Raw genomic sequence first — 15,716 nt, 5'->3', positions numbered from 1 at the left:
TGCCGCTCATTGAAATACTGGCTGGGAAGGGCGGCTTCGCCGGCCAGGGTGAGGCGACGATTCGACCCTAGCGAGTGTCCTGTGCGCCGCAACGCAATCCGGTCCTTAACCTAACCAGTCAAGGTTACTCCTTGTCCGCCTTACTCTTTTTCTTGCCGTTCTCAGTAGAATCCCGGTCTTTTCCGTTGCCGTTGTCCTTGCGGCGGTTGGTGAAGCGGGCATTGCCGAGCCCGGTGCCGATGGTGAGCACACCCCAGCGATCGACGTCCTGCATGAACGGCACCTCGGAGAGGCCCTGAACCACGCCGTCATTGTGCATCAGGATCGCGGTGTCGTGGTCGCCGATCACGGGGATGCCCTCGATCAGGCTCGCCGGCAGGTTGAACTTGCTGCTCTCCCAATTGCCCGGCAGGTTCTGTGCGCCCTTCTCGATCGAGCCATCCTCGTTGATCACGCCGGGGCAGGCGATGCCGATGAAGGGAGCGAGCTTGTAGCCATCTTTCTCGGCCTCGGTGATCAGCCCCTTCAGCATCTTGGTGAGCCGCTTCACCGCACCCTCGCGGGTCGGCTCGTCATCCGCATGACGCCACAGCTCGGATTTCACGACCTTGGCCTTCGAGAGGTCCTTGGCCTTCTTCCAGCCGGTCTCCACCAGGCCACAGCGGATGTTGGTGCCGCCGATGTCGACGGCGAGGATGCTGTCATGAGCCTCGAAAATCCATGATGGCGCCAGATGCAGCGCGCCTATCAGGCCCGCTTCATCGGGATGGGCGCGGATCGGCACCATGTCGATCTTGAAATCCTCGGCCTTGAGGATGATCCCGGTGCGCGCGATCGCGAGCTCACCGAGCCGTGAATCGCGGAAGCCGCCGCCGACGACGATGCGCGCGGTCTTCGCCCAGGCCTTGCTCTTGAGGAAGCGACGGGTGACGTAAGCGAGCTCCTGGGCAAAGTCCTCGATGGCGCTATGCACCACGGCCCAGGCCTCGGTGTCATCGCCGATCAGGATGGCGTCCAGCGTCTTCTTGCTGATCTCATCCGATGGCTCCTTGCCGAACGGATCCTCGCCGGACTTGCGCAGCGGCTTGCGCCAGCGCTCGAGGATTTCGCGGAACGCGCCCTTGCTGGCGCGGTCGCCGAGGAAACCGTCCTCGTCCTTCATCTCGATGTTGAAACTGTCGATGTCCACTGACGGCAGCCGCGCCGCACCGTGGGCGGCGATGCCCGTCGTCGTCTTGACCAGTTCGTCCGTTGCCATGAAAGCCCTGCCCGATTGCAAAAATCCGGCGGGACAACAAACGGGAACCCGTTTGGTTGCGTTGCCCATGGCACAGTTCTGGCCACGTCCGGGGATATATGGTATATTGTTCGCCCTCAGATTGTGGGGAGGATCGAATGGGAATTGCCTTCGACCTGGCCACCGTCAACTGGTTGGCCCATTTGCTTCAGCCTGGCGGACACATTCCCCGGCGTGCCGCGCCTGATGAGCACGAATCGCTGGAAATGTTCCTAAGCCAATTGCCGGAGCGTTTTGTCTCCTCTCGCGGGAACAAGGACAAGGTGCGCGAGGTCGCTGAGGCGGCACGTGCGCAATTGAGCCAGATTCCCTACGGGCAGGAGATTCCCCTTGAGATCCTCGAGTCGCTGCAACAACTGTTTTCGCACTACCCTTGGATCGGCATGATCGTGCCATCGATGAAGAATATGGAGCTGGATCGTTTTCTGGCCTCTCCGGAATTTCTTTACGATCTCGTCCATAAGGTGAACTGGCAAGACGACGGCCTGATCATGCAGCCCCGGGATCTCGACGATCACCCGCAAGCGCTGCTGGACGTCTTCCCCCCACTTCAGACTGCGTTGAACGCAATGACGCGGTGGCCCGGGCTGCTGTTCTGGAGACCCAACGAGGATTCCGTGTTTCTGCCCTTTGCAGGCAAGACGCCGGCTGCTGTCCGCGAATGCGCGGGATGGGCGTTGTCCAATCTCAAGATATCCAGGTTTCGCGGATTAAAGACATTCGAAGCCGAATATTTCAGGAGATTTCCAGAGGCCAGAGCTACTGCAGCATCAACCACGACGCTGCTGCATATCAGCGACCTTCACATCGGAAGCACCGAGGCAGCGACGAGCTTGCCCCGTCTGCAACAATTGTTGCGGAATCAAATCCACGAGATACCGAATGGGCAAAAGGTCGTTTTGGTCATCAGCGGCGATCTGATCGACGATCCCAAAGACGAGTACTACAATTCGGCGCGACAGTTCCTCGACACAGCGCAAAACCTCACGGAGGAACCACCGATCCTCGTTTTGGGCAACCACGACGTCCGAACAGATGGCTATCTGAGCGAGAACCTGAGAAACGCGATCAAGCTCCCGACAAATCGCGTGCGATGGTTCGATGATCGGCCTCTTGGTCTGGTCTGCTTCAATTCAGTGGCCGGCGGCCGTCTCGCCGCGGGCAAGATTGGGCCGGAGCAATTTGCCGACGTTGGCAACGAAATCGACCACAAACGCGATTGGCGGGATCACACGCTGGTTGGCGTACTCCATCATCATCCGCTCCCGGTCGATAATCCCGCCTGGTATGCAAGGCCGTTCTACGAGCGGATACTGGGACGATTTTTCGAGAAGACCGACCAGCTTGAGGACGCCGCCGAATTCGGGGACTTCGTCCGCCAGCGGCGATTTGCCGCCGTGCTTCACGGGCACAAGCATATCCCTCGCGTTGCGTCGATACCGGGACCACCTCCGATCGCGGTTTTGGGATGCGGAAGTTCCGTCGGAAAGGTTCCGACCAATGATGGGAGGATCTTCCTGTCCATCAACCGCATCGACGTCAATCACCAGACCGGGTCCTTGTCGTGCCGGCTGATGGCCGAGCGCACCCTGGGGGCGGGCATGAGCCAATGGGACCGATGGGAGAGCCACGAGATCCTCCATGCGCAGGCCTTGTAGCCTCCTGGATTACGGGTGAATTGCCCTAAACTCTTCGGTTTTCGGCGCTTTTCCTTGACTCTCCGCGTCCGGCGGCTATAAGTCCCGCAACCGGCGCGGGGCGTTTCTCGCGCTGTTTGTTTTTGCGTGGGTTTTCAAAGGGATAACTCCCGCCCGCACAAAACGCGCATAAACCCATAGCGACTGACAAAAAGCCGGCCCGGACGATTCTCGTCGCGAGGCCGGGATTTGAACACGGAGAAAAAACGATGTTCGCAGTCATCAAAACCGGCGGCAAGCAATACCGCGTCGTGCCGGATGATGTTCTCGAAGTAGGCAAGATCGAAGGCGAAGTCGGCTCGATCATACAGCTGAATGAAGTGCTGGTGCTCGGCGGTGACACGCCGGTCCTGGGCGTCCCGACGGTCGCAGGCGCGTCCGTTGCGGTCGAGGTGCTCGACCACAAGCGCGGGCCGAAGGTCATCGCGTTCAAGAAGCGCCGCCGCAAAAATTCGCGCCGCAAGCGCGGCTATCGCGACGAGATCACGGTCCTCCGTATCTCCGAGATCCTGACGGACGGCGCCAAGCCCACCAAGGGCCCGCGTCCGAAGCGGGAGAAGGTCGCCAAGGAAGCGACCACCGAAGAAGCCGCCGCATAATTTGATCACGCGCAATCACGAATTGATGCGTGAGAAATTGTGAAATGATTCCGTCAAGGAATTGATCTAGAAGTACGCAGGATTTTGGAGACGAGCCATGGCTCATAAAAAAGCAGGCGGTTCATCGCGCAACGGTCGCGATTCGAAGGGCAAGCGCCTCGGCATCAAGGCGTTCGGCGGCGAAGTCGTGATTCCCGGCAACATCATTGCGCGTCAGCGCGGCACCACCTGGCATCCCGGCCTTAATGTCGGCATGGGCACGGACCACACTCTGTTCGCCAAGATCGAGGGTCGCGTCACGTTCCAAGCCAAAGCCAACGGCCGCACATTCGTATCGGTACTCCCGATCGCCGAGGCGGCTGAATAGACGGTGGACCAAATTTGGAGTCCGCCGGGTCCTTGACCGAACCGGCGGAGTCCACAAGACGGCTCCAGGGGAGGCAGGGAAACCGGCCTCCCCTTTCGTTTGACTTGCTCACTTTTCACTTAGTGACTTTGACGGAGCCGGACATGTTGCAGGATTTCTCGAGCGTGACCTTGCGGGAGGCGAGACCGAGCGTCGTCGCCACCGAGCGGCTGACGTTGCGGCGCCCGACTCTCGCCGACGTCAGGACCATCGCCCACCTCGCCAACGACCGCCGTGTCGCGGAAAACACCCGCCGCCTTCCACACCCCTATTCGCAGGACGACGCCGTCGAATTCGTCCGCGCCACCGCCGCGCTCGGCAGCGAGACCGTGTTCCTGATCGAGCACGACACCGGGCCGGTCGGCATGGTCGGCATCGACCGCTCCACGCCCGACAATGCCGAGCTCGGCTACTGGCTCGGCGTCGAGCATTGGGGCCAGGGCTTTGCCACCGAGGCGGCGCGCGGCGCGATCGACTTCTTCTTCGAGGAATTCGAGGACGATCATCTCCATGCGGGCGCGCGCGTCACCAATCCGGCCTCGCGCAACGTGCTGGAGAAGTGCGGCTTCCAGTGGAGCGGCGTCCAGCTGCATCGCTTCCTCGCGCTGGGCTCGTCCACGCCGGTCGATTGCTTCCGCCTGTCACGCGGCGTGTGGTCGTCGCTGAAGAACTGGAGCAGTGCGAGACGGATGAGGTAGGGCGGAGAACTGCTCCATTCTCCGCTGTCGTCCCGGGGCGCGACAAAGTCGCGAGCCCGGGACCCATAATCCCAGGGAGAAGTGGGGGACAAAAACTCCCGCTCCGAGTTATCGCAAAACGGCGTCCTGTGGGTATGGGTCCCGGGCTCGCGCTACGCGCGCCCCGGGACGACGGTGTGACCGCAGCTACGCCGGCGGATTCACCTCGTTGCTCGGGCGGCCGAGATCGCGTTCGCGCAAGTAGATGTAGAACCCGGCGCCGATGATGATGGCGGCGCCGATGATGGTGGCAATCGACGGCACGTCGCCGAACACGACGAAGCCGAAGATCACGGCCCAGACGATCATCGAATATTGATAGGGCACCACGACGCTCGCCGGCGCCAGCTTGAGCGAGCGGTTGACGCAGAACAGCGCCGTCACCGAGACGCACCCCGCCATTGCGAAGATCGCGAGGCTGCCCGGTGTCGGCGGCACCCAGTGGAATGCCGACAGCACAGCACCCAGCGAGAACGTGCCGATGAATTGCGACGACGCCATCACGATGTCGGGCGTCTTCCGCAGGCTGCGCGTGATCAGCATCAGGGTCGCAAACGACAGACTGCCGCCGAGCGCGATCAGCGCCGGCAGGCTGACCGTCTGGGCCGACGGCCGTAACGCGATCAGCACGCCGCAGAAGCCGATCAGGATCGCCGTCCAGCGCCGCCAGCCGACCTTCTCGCCGAGGAAGATCGCCGACATCGCGGTGACGAAGATGGGGCCGGCGAGATAATAAGTGATGACGTCGGCGAGCGGCAGATAGACCGTCGCGAGGAAGAAAGCGGCCACTTCCAGCGTCGACAGCACGACGCGAAACAGCTGCAGGCGCGGCCGCTCCAGATGCAGGAACTGGTGACGCTGCCGCCAGACCAGCGGCGACAGCAGCAGCAGCGCCGCGCAGGCGCGCAGGAACAAGAGCTGCCCCACCGAATACGTCCCGACCAGGAACTTGCCCATGGCGTCGCCGAACGAGAACATGAAGATCGACAGCACCATCAACGCAATGCCGGCCAGGCGTGCGGAGCGGTCGTCATAGGCGGAGAGATTCTTGAAGAAGGGCATTGGCGCCGTTTTAATCACGTGGGCGCGCCGGACAAGCCCGCATCTGCCGATTGAACGGATTGTCGCACTCTTCGCGGCGCGATAGCGATAGGCGCCTCCCCAACTAGAGAGCATGGACATGACCGACTTCGACCCGACGCGGCATCGCATGATCCCCGCGCAACGCTGGTTTGAGGATTTCGTGGTCGGCGAGCGCTTCGTGCTGCCGAGCCGCACCCAGACCTCGGCGGTGTTCGCCGCCTTCCAGACCGCGAGCGGCGACACTCATCCCGTGCATTACGACGTGGAATATTGCCGCAGCCGCGGCATGCCGCATCTGCTCGCCCACGGCTTCCAGACCTTGATCCACACGGCGCCCGGCGCAGGCCTGTTTCCGTTCATGGTCGAGGACTCCCTGGTCGGCTTCCTCGAGCAATCGAGCCGGTTCCTCAAACCGGTGTTCGCCGACGACACCATCTATCCCGCGCTCGAGGTCACGGAGCTGGTGCCGGGTCGCACGACCGGCGCGGTGACGCTCAAAAGCACCGTATTCAACCAGCGCAAGGAGCTGGTGCTGGAGGGGATGCAGAAATTCCTGATCCGGAGACGGCCTGCGGGTTAAGCACGGGGTCAAATTCGCGGAAATTCGGCCGATTCAGGGATAAGTCCGGGTTGCCGCGCGGGACCACCTGCCCTACCTATGGCCCATGAAATTCCTCGACGAAGCAAAGGTCTATATCCGCTCCGGTGACGGCGGGAACGGCTGCGTGGCGTTCCGCCGCGAGAAGTTCATCGAATTCGGCGGTCCTTCCGGCGGCAATGGCGGCCGCGGCGGCAACGTGGTCATCGAGGTCGCCGACGGCCTCAACACGCTGATCGACTACCGCTACCAGCAGCATTTCAAGGCCCAGAAGGGCGAGAACGGCTCGGGCTCGGACCGCCATGGCGCCAACGGCAAGGCGATCGTGCTGAAGGTCCCCGTGGGCACGCAGATCTTCGACGAGGATCGCGAGACCCTGATCCACGACTTCACTGATGTCGGCGAGAAGTTCGTGCTGGCCGAGGGCGGCAATGGCGGCTTCGGCAACGCGCATTTCAAATCGTCGACCAATCGCGCGCCGCGCAACGCCAATCCCGGCCAGCCCGGCGAGGAGCGCTGGATCTGGCTGCGGCTGAAACTGATCGCGGATGCCGGCCTGGTCGGCCTGCCCAATGCCGGCAAATCGACCTTCCTCTCCAAGGTCAGCGCGGCGAAGCCGAAGATCGCCGACTATCCCTTCACCACGCTGCATCCGCAGCTCGGCGTCGTGAATTCCGACGGCCGCGAATTCGTGCTGGCGGACATTCCCGGTCTGATCGAAGGCGCGCATGAAGGCGCCGGCCTCGGCGACCGCTTCCTCGGCCATGTCGAGCGCTGCCGCGTGCTGCTGCATCTCGTCGACGCGACCTGCGAGCACGCGGGCAAGGCGTATAAGACGGTTCGCAACGAACTCAATGCCTATGGCGGCCTGCTCACCGACAAGATCGAGATCGTCGCGCTGAACAAGATCGACGCGGTCGGGCCGGACGAGTTGAAGAAGCAGAAGGACCGGCTGAAGCGCGCCGCCAAGAAGACACCGCTGCTGCTCTCCGGCATCACCGGCGACGGCGTGAAGGAAGCGTTGCGCGCGCTTGTCGAAGTGATCGGCGAGGCCCCGGTATCGGCCAAGGCGAAGAGCGCGGCCGAAGCGGAGCCGTGGTCGGCTTGAACTCTCTCCCCACGGTCGTCCCCGCCTAGTGCGCAATTGCGCACGGGGAGCGGGGACCCATACCGCGTGATCTTTCGATTGCGGACGGTTGTAGTACCGAACAACGAGCCTTCGCAAAACTACGTCTTGGGGTTATGGGTCCCTGCTTTCGCAGGGACGACAGCGGAATGCGCGGCCGCGGGCACGCGTATCGCTGGCTTGTCATCGCGCCCGCGATAGCGCAGCATTAAAAAATCAAGAAACGGCAGGGGCGAAGCATGGCGCGCGCGAAGAACGTTCTCTGGATCATGTGCGACCAGCTTCGCTACGACTATCTCGGCTGCACCGGCCATCCCACGCTGAAAACGCCCAACATCGACGCCATGGCCAAGCGTGGCGTGCTGTTCAGCAAGGCGTATGTGCAGTCGCCGATCTGCGGCCCGTCGCGGATGTCGTTCTACACCGGGCGCTACATGCGCTCGCACGGCTCGCACTGGAACGGCTGGCCGCTGCGCGTCGGCGAGCCCACGCTCGGCGACCACCTCAAAAAGATCGGCGTGCGCAACGTGCTGGTCGGCAAGACCCACATGGCGCCCGATCTCGAGGGCATGAAGGCGCTCGGCATCCCGCCGGAATCGATGATCGGCGTTCACGTTGCCGAATGCGGGTTCGAGCCTTATGAGCGTGACGACGGCCTGCATCCAACGGGACGGCCGCGCCCGAAATACGATGAGTACCTGCGCAGCCAGGGATTCGAGGCGACCAATCCCTGGGAGCATTGGGCGAATTCCGGCGAAGCTGGCGACGGCTCCCTGCAGAACGGCTGGCTCCTGGTGCATGCCGACAAGGCCGCGCGCGTGCCGGACGAGCACTCTGAGACGCCCTACATGACGCGGCGCGCGATGGACTTCATCAGCGAGGCCGAGACCGACGGCAGGCCGTGGTGCCTGCATCTGTCCTACATCAAGCCGCACTGGCCCTACATCGCGCCCGAGCCCTATGCGAGCATGTATTCGACCGATGACATGATCCCGGCGATCCGCTCCGAGCGCGAACGCCAGAATCCGCATCCGGTGTTCGGCGCTTACATGGACATGCGCTACTCCCGCAACATGGCGCGCGACGAGGCTCGCGAGAAGGTGATCCCGACCTATATGGGCCTGATCACCCAGATCGACGACCAGATGGGCGTGCTGATGAAGTTTTTGGAGGCGCGCGGCCTGCTGGACACCACCATGATCGTGTTTACCTCCGATCATGGTGATTATCTCGGCGATCACTGGATGGGCGAGAAGGATCTGTTCCACGAACAGTCGGCGAAGATTCCGTTGATCATCATCGATCCGTCGAAGGAAGCCGACGCCACGCGTGGCGCGCGCAGCGACGCGCTGGTGGAAGGCATCGATCTCGCGCCGACCTTCGTCGATTATTTCGGCGGCAAGGTGCCGGGCCACATCCTCGAAGGACGCTCGCTGCTGCCGCTGCTGCGCGGCGAGAGGCCGTCCGACTGGCGCAAGGTCGCGTTCTCTGAATACGACTACGCCATGCAGGATGTGCGGCTGAAGCTGAACCAGCCGATCGAACGCTGCCGCCTGTTCATGGTGTTCGACGGCCGCTGGAAATACATCCACGCCTCCGGCTTCCGCCCGATGCTGTATGATCTCGAAACCGATCCGGAGGAATACGTCGATCGCGGCGACGATCCGGAATGCGCCGCGATCATCGCGAGGCTACAGGCCGAGCTGTTCGACTGGGCCCTGCATCCCAACGACCACATCACCACGCCGCGCGAGAAGATCGCGAACTATGCCGACAACCAGCTCCAGGTGAAGGGCGGCATTTTGATCGGCGTCTGGGATGAGGCGGAGCTTGCGTCGATCAAGGACGGGATCGCGCAACGCGCGAAGCTCTAAAACCCTCATGGTGAGGAGGCGCGAAGCGCCGTCTCGAACCATGCAGGCCCCCGCTGCTACAGCCGGGCCTTTCATCCTTCGAGACGCCGCTCCGCGGCTCCTCAGGATGAGGGGATAGAGTAGCGCGCGGCATTCAATTCTCGATCTTGTACCCCGTCGCCTTCACGATCGGCTGCCAGAACGCCGTGTTGGCGGCGAGCTCCTTGGTCAGGCCATCCGCGGTGCTGCCGACCGGGATCAGCCCGATCGCGGTGAGCTTCTCCTTCACCTCGGGCCTGGCGAGCGCCGCACTCGCGGCGGCGCCGAGCTTGCTGGCGAAGTCCGGCGGGCTGCCGGCGGGAAGCCACATGCCGTACCAGGCATCCGCGACGAGATCGATGCCGCTCTCCTTCAGCGTCGGAACCTCAGGTGCGAACGGCGAACGTTCCGCGCTCGCGACCGCGATGATCTTCACGCCCTTGGCGCGGTGCTGCGGCAGCGCATCGGCCAATGTCACGATGCCGAACGACAGATGGCCGCCGATGAGATCGTTGAGGATGGGCGCGCTCCCGCGATAGGGCACGCGGGTCAAGGGAATGCCGAGATCCTTCTCGAGCTTGGAGCCCATGAAATGCGGAATGGTGCCGTTGCTCGGCACCCCGAACGACGTCTTGTCCGGATGCGCCTTCAGCCACGCCACGAATGACTTGAAATCGGCAGCGTCAATCGCCGGGCCGATCACGACTGCGAATTCGAACCGCGCCAACAGCGACACCGGCATGAAATCCCTGGCCGTGTCGAAGCTCGGCGTCGTCTCCACCATCGGCAGCAGGTACATGGTGGGGCCCGTCGTCACCAGCACCATGCTGCCGTCGGCACTCGCGCCCTTCACCGCCTTGATGCCGATCAGGCCGTCGCCGCCGGTACGGTTCTCGACGACGATGGTCCGTTGCAGCGCCGGCGCCATCTCCTGCGCGATCAGCCGGCACAGCGTGTCGCCGCCCGCTCCCGCCGCGAACGGGAAGATCATCTTTGTCAGCCCGGCCTGCGCTTGCGATCCGCCCGCCTGCGCCAACAGCGGCAACCCGAGACATCCGGCGATGAAGTTGCGGCGATCCATCGGTTTCCTCTTTGAGCCCATTATGGTTGGCGACAATTAGAGCCAGACGCGTGTCCCGGACAAGCGCCGTTTACCATTTTAGCCGCCTTGCGCCGGCCATCGTCCTGCTGCAAAAGCAGGCCTTAACCGGCGCCGCCTGTCGCTCCGCCGTTTCCGATGCAGAGCAATCCGTCACACGCGCCAACGCATACACACATGGCCAGCCCCGAACTCAGTCAATTCCGCCGCATCGTCGTCAAGGTCGGCTCCGCCCTGCTGGTCGATTCCGACAAGGGCGAGGTGCGCGCCTCCTGGCTCGCCGCGCTCGCCGACGACATGGCCAAGCTGCATCGCGAGGGCCGCGATGTGCTCGTGGTGTCCTCGGGCTCGATCGCACTCGGCCGCAGCCGCCTCAAGCTGCCGCGCGGCCCGCTGAAGCTGGAGGAGAGCCAGGCGGCCGCCGCCGTCGGCCAGATCGCGCTGGCGCGGATCTGGTCGGAGGTGCTCGGCGCCCACGGCATCGGCGCGGGGCAGATCCTGGTGACGCTCCAGGACACCGAGGAGCGCCGCCGCTATCTCAACGCTCGCTCCACCATCGGCAAGCTGCTGGAATGGCGCGCGATCCCCGTCATCAACGAGAACGATACGGTCGCCACCAACGAGATCCGCTACGGCGACAATGACCGCCTCGCCGCGCGCGTCGCCACCATGGCGAGCGCCGATTTGCTGGTGCTGCTGTCCGATATCGACGGGCTCTACGACGCCCCGCCGAAGAACAATCCGAACGCAAAACTCATTCCCGTGGTCGACAGCATCTCCTCCGAGATCGAGGCCGTGGCAGGCGACGCCGAGTCCGAGCTGTCGCGCGGCGGCATGCGCACCAAGGTCGAGGCAGCCAAGATCGCGACCACAGGCGGCACGCATATGCTGATCGCCTCGGGCAAGATCGAGCATCCCCTGCAGGCGATCGCCGACGGCGGCCGCTGCACCTGGTTCCTGACGCCGGCCAACCCCATCACCTCGCGCAAGCGGTGGATCGCGGGCACGCTGGAGCCGAAGGGCACGCTGACCATCGATGCCGGTGCCGTGACGGCGCTGCGTGCCGGCGCCAGCCTGCTGCCGGCCGGTGTGATCAAGGTCGAAGGCCAGTTCGCCCGCGGCGATGCCGTGATCGTGCGCGGTCCTGATACCAGCGAGGTCGGCCGCGGCCTGATCGCCTACGATGCCGAGGTCGCCGAGCGGATCAAGGGCCGCTCGTCCCCGGACGTGATGGCCATCCTGGGCATCAGCGGGAGGTCCGAGATGATCCACCGCGACGATCTGGTGGTGGGTGGGTAAGGACGAGCAAGTCCGCCAACTATTGCATGTCGTCAGAGCCGATATCCTGGCGGCCGTGCATCACGCGGACGATCTCGACTCCATCGGGCAGCGGGACATAGAAGATCACGTAATTGCCAACGGGGAAGCTGCGCAGGCTGTCGCGCAATTCTCGCCGTTCGCGGCCAGCCAAGGGATTTTCCACGAGCATCTCGAAAATCTCGCCGATGCGCGCGATCTGCTTGTCGGCCGCCCGAACGCTGTCCGACGCGATGAAATCCCAGATCGAATCTAGATCTTGGTCGGCTTGTGGGGCCTTGCGGAATCTATTCGCCACGTTTGCGCGCGGCCAGTCGCTGCCGTCCCCGCGCCTTGATGTCGTTCATCCATTCCTGGACATCGACCTCTTCCATTGGTCCGCTGTCAAACCCCTTCTGGATTTCCTCCCGCAGCGCCTCCAGCTTGACCCTGCGCCGCTCTTCACGCTCCTCGACTAGGCGAAGGCCTTCGCGCATGACCTCGCTCGCGGTGGCATAGCGGCCGCTCTCGACCAGATCGTCGATCAGGTCCTCGAAATGCTTTCCAATGCTGTAGCTGCTCGCCATGGAACGGCTCCGTTATCAAGTAATGATATTTATTGATATTTGAGCGCCTCGCAAGGATCCGTCCGGCCTCGGGGGCAACCAGGCCATTGGCCGACCGGGCGGCGCGAACCGGGCCCCAGCCATACCCTCCCGACCCTTCGCAGACGCGGGATTTCCGTGCTAGGACACTGCCTTAGCAGAAGGTTGAACTCTCCATGGCCGCCTCCCTCAAAGCCGTCGACGGCAATGCCGATCTCCAGGCGCTGATGTCCGATCTCGCCGCCCGTGCCCGCGCTGCCGCGCGCGTGCTGGCGCTGGCGCCGCCGGAGCAGAAGAACAGGGCGCTCGGGGCCATGGAGCGGGCGATCCGCGCGAACTCTGCCGCGATCCTTGCCGCCAATGCCGAGGACGTCGCGGAGGCCCGGGCCTCGGGCACCATGATCGCCTCATTCATCGACCGCCTGACGCTGACACCTGCGCGCGTCGAGTCGATGGCCGAGGGCATCGGTATCGTGCGCGGCATCGCCGATCCGATCGGCATCGTCACCGAGAGCTGGCAGCGGCCGAACGGCATGACCATCGAGCGCGTGCGCGTTCCGCTCGGCGTCGTCGGCGTGATCTTCGAGAGCCGGCCGAACGTTGCGGCGGATGCCGGCGTGCTGTGCCTGAAATCCGGCAATGCCGTGATCCTGCGCGGCGGCTCCGACAGTTTTCGTTCGTGCCGCGCGATCCATGAATGTCTCGTCCAGGGCCTGCGTGACGCCGGGCTCCCCGAAGCTGCGATCACGCTGGTGCCGACGCGCGACCGCGCGGCGGTCGGCATGATGCTGTCGGGGTTGAACGGCGCCATCGACGTGATCGTTCCGCGCGGAGGCAAGAGCCTCGTCGCGCGCGTCGAGCAGGAGGCCCGCGTGCCCGTGTTCGCGCATCTCGAAGGCGTCAACCACGTCTATATCGATGCCAGCGCCGACCTCGCCATGGCGAAGTCGATCGTGCTCAACGCCAAGATGCGCCGCACCGGCGTCTGCGGCGCGGCCGAGACGCTGCTGGTCGATCGCGCCGCGGCCGCCAAGAACCTGAGGCCGCTGGTCGAGATGCTGATCGAGGCCGGCTGCGAAGTGCGCGGCGACGACGCCGTGCAGAAGACCGATGCGCGCGTCAAGGCTGCCAGCGAAGACGATTGGGACACCGAATATCTCGACGCGATCATCGCGGCGAAGGTGGTGGACGGTGTCGACGGCGCAATCGCGCATATCCAGAACCACGGCTCGCACCACACCGATGCGATCGTGAGCGCGGATGAGGCTGCTGCGAAGAAATTCCTGAGCGAGGTCGATTCCGCGATCGTGCTGCACAATGCCTCGACGCAATTCGCCGACGGCGGCGAGTTCGGTTTCGGCGCCGAGATCGGCATCGCCACTGGCCGATTCCACGCCCGTGGTCCTGTCGGCGCCGAGCAGCTCACGAGCTTCAAATATCGCGTCCACGGCACAGGTCAGACGCGGCCGTAAGTCATGTCGCGAGGCGTGGGGCATTGAGTAACAATTTCGTCGCGCCACGTTTCTTCGCGCAGGCCATTCCGCCCTACACCGAAGGCATGCGCGTCGGCCTGCTCGGCGGCTCGTTCAATCCACCGCACGAGGCCCATCGCGCCATCAGCCAGTTCGCGCTGAAACGCCTCCGACTCGACCGCGTGTGGTGGCTGGTGACGCCGGGCAATCCGCTGAAGGAGAACGGCACGCTGCATGAGCTCGGCGCGCGCATGCAAGCCGCGCGCGACGTCGCCGACGATCCCAGGATCGAGGTGACCTGTCTCGAATCCGTCATTCGTACCCGCTATACTATCGACACGATCAACACCTTGCGCCGCCGCCTCAGCGGCCTGCGCTTTGTCTGGATCATGGGCGCCGACAATCTCGCTCAATTCCATCGTTGGCAGCACTGGCGGCGCATCGCCGACCAGGTGCCGATTGCGGTCATCGATCGCCCGCCGCAGAGTTTTCGCGCCCTCGCCTCGCCCGCTGCCCAGGCCCTTGCACGCTACCGCGTGCCCGAGACGGACGCGGCATTGCTTCCGGATCGGCCAGCGCCGGCCTGGGTCTTTCTGACGGGGTTGAAACTGAACCTGTCCTCGACCGGCTTGCGGAACCCGGACGGGAGCTGGAAAGGTCCGAAGTGAGACGGAGTGTGTGGACGTTGTGGGGATTTCAGACTCTCTGGCATATTGAAACCCTTAACCCCACATGATGTAGTGTAACCAGTGAGCGTCGGATTCGGCGTTCGCGATACAGTGAAAGGAATGGTCCCTGACCACATCTGTATTGTCCAAGTCTGTTTTACCCAAGGTAGCGAAACCGGCGCGTAAAACATCGACCAAAGCTGCGGCCTTGAAGGCGCAACCCGACGCCGACAAGACGCTGAGCCTGATCCTCTCCCGCCTCGACGACATGAAGGCGGAAGAGACGGTCACCATCGACCTTCGCGGCAAATCGGCGTACTCCGACTACATGATCGTCACCACCGGCCGGGTGAACCGGCACGTCGGCGCGATCGCGGACAACGTCGCCAAGGGCCTCAAGGAAAACGGCATCAGGAACATCCACGTCGAGGGCTTGCCCAATTGCGACTGGGTGCTGATCGATTCCGGCGATGTGATCGTGCACGTGTTCAGACCCGAGGTCCGTGAGTTCTACAATCTCGAGAGATTGTACACGCAGGGCCCAGGGGCGGCGAAGGCGATCTAGGCTCATCGAGCCGATTTCGAATCGGCTGACGCGCATGCTAGCGTCGTGCGCGCGCATATTGCGCGCGGTCTCGAAACACGACCTGAAGATATCATGCGCGTTGCTGTCATTGCGGTGGGCCGGCTGAAGCAGGGCCCCGAACGGGAGCTTGCCGACCGCTATTTCGAGCGGTTCGACGAAGCCGGCCGCAAGCTCGGATTCCGCGAGCTCACCATCCACGAAATCCCCGAAAGCCGCGCGCGCGACACCGCGACACGGATGGCCGAAGAGGCCGCGGCGATTGGTGCGCACATCCCGGAAAAATCGATCCTGGTGGCGCTGGACGAGCGCGGCCAGAATCTCGACTCCACCGTATTCGCACGGCACCTCGGTCGCTGGCGCGACGAGGGTGCCGGACATACTATCTTCGTGATCGGAGGGGCGGACGGACTTTCGCCCGAATTGCGCCGTAAGGCCAAGCTCGCGATCGCGTTCGGCTCTGCGACCTGGCCGCACCAAATGGTCCGCGTCATGCTTCTGGAACAGCTTTATCGGGCCGCCACCATTCTGGCCGGCCACCCCTATCACCGCGCGTGA

Annotated in this window: 17 protein-coding genes; 12 read left to right on the top strand and 5 right to left on the bottom strand. The window is 63.6% G+C overall.

Going from position 1 to position 15,716, the window contains the following annotated elements; genetic code table 11:
• Positions 1–124 precede the first annotated feature (124 nt).
• Complete coding sequence (locus ACVJ5M_RS05405) at positions 125–1,258, bottom strand: ROK family protein (protein WP_063980442.1); 1,134 nt, start codon at positions 1,256–1,258, stop codon at positions 125–127.
• Positions 1,259–1,395: 137 nt separating this feature from the next.
• Between ACVJ5M_RS05405 and ACVJ5M_RS05400 the strand changes: the two genes are divergently transcribed.
• From ACVJ5M_RS05400 to ACVJ5M_RS05385, 4 genes are all read left to right on the top strand, one after another.
• Positions 1,396–2,955: a metallophosphoesterase family protein gene (locus ACVJ5M_RS05400; protein ID WP_354099931.1), complete on the top strand. Its 1,560-nt coding sequence runs from the start codon at positions 1,396–1,398 to the stop codon at positions 2,953–2,955.
• A gap of 248 nt (positions 2,956–3,203) precedes the next feature.
• On the top strand, positions 3,204–3,593 hold the full coding sequence (rplU, locus tag ACVJ5M_RS05395) for a 50S ribosomal protein L21 (RefSeq protein WP_063980440.1): 390 nt from the start codon (positions 3,204–3,206) through the stop codon (positions 3,591–3,593).
• Positions 3,594–3,690: 97 nt separating this feature from the next.
• Entirely contained in the window at positions 3,691–3,960 is a 270-nt protein-coding gene (gene rpmA, locus ACVJ5M_RS05390) for a 50S ribosomal protein L27 (protein WP_011083253.1), read from the top strand.
• Between the two features lie 143 nt (positions 3,961–4,103).
• Positions 4,104–4,697 (top strand): GNAT family N-acetyltransferase, encoded by a 594-nt coding sequence (locus tag ACVJ5M_RS05385; protein ID WP_063980439.1) that lies wholly within the window; start codon positions 4,104–4,106, stop codon positions 4,695–4,697.
• Between the two features lie 186 nt (positions 4,698–4,883).
• On the opposite strand, the gene ACVJ5M_RS05380 is transcribed toward ACVJ5M_RS05385, so the two are convergent.
• A complete protein-coding gene (locus tag ACVJ5M_RS05380) occupies positions 4,884–5,798 on the bottom strand; it encodes a DMT family transporter (protein ID WP_063980438.1) in 915 nt (304 codons plus the stop codon).
• A gap of 118 nt (positions 5,799–5,916) precedes the next feature.
• Here ACVJ5M_RS05380 and ACVJ5M_RS05375 point away from each other — a divergent pair, with 118 nt between their 5' ends.
• The 3 genes from ACVJ5M_RS05375 to ACVJ5M_RS05365 all read left to right on the top strand — a co-directional run bounded on the left by ACVJ5M_RS05375 (position 5,917) and on the right by ACVJ5M_RS05365 (position 9,417).
• On the top strand, positions 5,917–6,399 hold the full coding sequence (locus ACVJ5M_RS05375; RefSeq protein ID WP_014490587.1) for a MaoC family dehydratase: 483 nt from the start codon (positions 5,917–5,919) through the stop codon (positions 6,397–6,399).
• Between the two features lie 85 nt (positions 6,400–6,484).
• Positions 6,485–7,525, top strand: coding sequence for a GTPase ObgE (obgE, locus tag ACVJ5M_RS05370; RefSeq protein WP_063980437.1), 1,041 nt, complete (start codon positions 6,485–6,487; stop codon positions 7,523–7,525).
• A gap of 257 nt (positions 7,526–7,782) precedes the next feature.
• The gene (locus ACVJ5M_RS05365; protein WP_063980436.1) at positions 7,783–9,417 is read left to right on the top strand and encodes an alkaline phosphatase family protein; all 1,635 of its coding nucleotides are present in this window, start codon (positions 7,783–7,785) and stop codon (positions 9,415–9,417) included.
• A 133-nt stretch (positions 9,418–9,550) separates the two neighbouring features.
• Here the strand turns inward: ACVJ5M_RS05365 and ACVJ5M_RS05360 are convergent, their stop codons facing one another.
• Entirely contained in the window at positions 9,551–10,516 is a 966-nt protein-coding gene (locus tag ACVJ5M_RS05360) for a Bug family tripartite tricarboxylate transporter substrate binding protein (protein ID WP_063980435.1), read from the bottom strand.
• 195 nt (positions 10,517–10,711) lie between these two features.
• Between ACVJ5M_RS05360 and proB the strand changes: the two genes are divergently transcribed.
• Positions 10,712–11,833, top strand: a complete 1,122-nt coding sequence (gene proB, locus ACVJ5M_RS05355; RefSeq protein ID WP_028149988.1) for a glutamate 5-kinase — start codon at positions 10,712–10,714, stop codon at positions 11,831–11,833.
• A 19-nt stretch (positions 11,834–11,852) separates the two neighbouring features.
• Here proB and ACVJ5M_RS05350 read toward each other — a convergent pair whose 3' ends face one another.
• Together ACVJ5M_RS05350 and ACVJ5M_RS05345 are read right to left on the bottom strand one after the other, a co-directional pair.
• Entirely contained in the window at positions 11,853–12,149 is a 297-nt protein-coding gene (locus tag ACVJ5M_RS05350) for a type II toxin-antitoxin system RelE/ParE family toxin (RefSeq protein WP_063980434.1), read from the bottom strand.
• Complete coding sequence (locus ACVJ5M_RS05345; protein WP_063980433.1) at positions 12,139–12,417, bottom strand: type II toxin-antitoxin system ParD family antitoxin; 279 nt, start codon at positions 12,415–12,417, stop codon at positions 12,139–12,141. The genes ACVJ5M_RS05350 and ACVJ5M_RS05345 overlap by 11 nt, the downstream gene beginning before the upstream one ends.
• Positions 12,418–12,611: 194 nt before the next feature.
• On the opposite strand from ACVJ5M_RS05345, the gene ACVJ5M_RS05340 reads away from it, so the two are divergent.
• The 4 genes from ACVJ5M_RS05340 to rlmH all read left to right on the top strand — a co-directional run bounded on the left by ACVJ5M_RS05340 (position 12,612) and on the right by rlmH (position 15,716).
• A complete protein-coding gene (locus ACVJ5M_RS05340; protein WP_354099930.1) occupies positions 12,612–13,907 on the top strand; it encodes a glutamate-5-semialdehyde dehydrogenase in 1,296 nt (431 codons plus the stop codon).
• Positions 13,908–13,930: 23 nt separating this feature from the next.
• Positions 13,931–14,575: a nicotinate-nucleotide adenylyltransferase gene (locus tag ACVJ5M_RS05335; RefSeq protein WP_063980431.1), complete on the top strand. Its 645-nt coding sequence runs from the start codon at positions 13,931–13,933 to the stop codon at positions 14,573–14,575.
• Between the two features lie 208 nt (positions 14,576–14,783).
• Positions 14,784–15,140 carry a ribosome silencing factor gene (gene rsfS / locus ACVJ5M_RS05330; RefSeq protein WP_014490594.1) on the top strand — a complete coding sequence of 119 codons (357 nt, stop codon included), beginning with the start codon at positions 14,784–14,786 and terminating at the stop codon, positions 15,138–15,140.
• A gap of 93 nt (positions 15,141–15,233) precedes the next feature.
• Positions 15,234–15,716 carry a 23S rRNA (pseudouridine(1915)-N(3))-methyltransferase RlmH gene (gene rlmH / locus ACVJ5M_RS05325; protein ID WP_014490595.1) on the top strand — a complete coding sequence of 161 codons (483 nt, stop codon included), beginning with the start codon at positions 15,234–15,236 and terminating at the stop codon, positions 15,714–15,716.

The sequence above is a fragment of the Bradyrhizobium sp. S3.7.6 genome (assembly GCF_054061875.1).
Note: the sequence above shows the minus strand (reverse complement) of the source record. Positions and strands in the feature narration are given on the sequence as shown.

Excerpts from the sequence above, each read along its gene's own strand:
- ACVJ5M_RS05405 (WP_063980442.1), bottom strand. The coding sequence starts at position 1,258 with ATGGCAACGGACGAACTGGTCAAGACGACGACGGGCATCGCCGCCCAC.
- ACVJ5M_RS05340 (WP_354099930.1), top strand. The coding sequence starts at position 12,612 with ATGGCCGCCTCCCTCAAAGCCGTCGACGGCAATGCCGATCTCCAGGCG.
- rpmA (WP_011083253.1), top strand. The coding sequence starts at position 3,691 with ATGGCTCATAAAAAAGCAGGCGGTTCATCGCGCAACGGTCGCGATTCG.
- rlmH (WP_014490595.1), top strand. The coding sequence starts at position 15,234 with ATGCGCGTTGCTGTCATTGCGGTGGGCCGGCTGAAGCAGGGCCCCGAA.
- ACVJ5M_RS05365 (WP_063980436.1), top strand. The coding sequence starts at position 7,783 with ATGGCGCGCGCGAAGAACGTTCTCTGGATCATGTGCGACCAGCTTCGC.
- ACVJ5M_RS05345 (WP_063980433.1), bottom strand. The coding sequence starts at position 12,417 with ATGGCGAGCAGCTACAGCATTGGAAAGCATTTCGAGGACCTGATCGAC.
- ACVJ5M_RS05385 (WP_063980439.1), top strand. The coding sequence starts at position 4,104 with ATGTTGCAGGATTTCTCGAGCGTGACCTTGCGGGAGGCGAGACCGAGC.
- ACVJ5M_RS05380 (WP_063980438.1), bottom strand. The coding sequence starts at position 5,798 with ATGCCCTTCTTCAAGAATCTCTCCGCCTATGACGACCGCTCCGCACGC.
- rplU (WP_063980440.1), top strand. The coding sequence starts at position 3,204 with ATGTTCGCAGTCATCAAAACCGGCGGCAAGCAATACCGCGTCGTGCCG.
- ACVJ5M_RS05400 (WP_354099931.1), top strand. The coding sequence starts at position 1,396 with ATGGGAATTGCCTTCGACCTGGCCACCGTCAACTGGTTGGCCCATTTG.
- ACVJ5M_RS05360 (WP_063980435.1), bottom strand. The coding sequence starts at position 10,516 with ATGGATCGCCGCAACTTCATCGCCGGATGTCTCGGGTTGCCGCTGTTG.
- proB (WP_028149988.1), top strand. The coding sequence starts at position 10,712 with ATGGCCAGCCCCGAACTCAGTCAATTCCGCCGCATCGTCGTCAAGGTC.
- obgE (WP_063980437.1), top strand. The coding sequence starts at position 6,485 with ATGAAATTCCTCGACGAAGCAAAGGTCTATATCCGCTCCGGTGACGGC.
- ACVJ5M_RS05375 (WP_014490587.1), top strand. The coding sequence starts at position 5,917 with ATGACCGACTTCGACCCGACGCGGCATCGCATGATCCCCGCGCAACGC.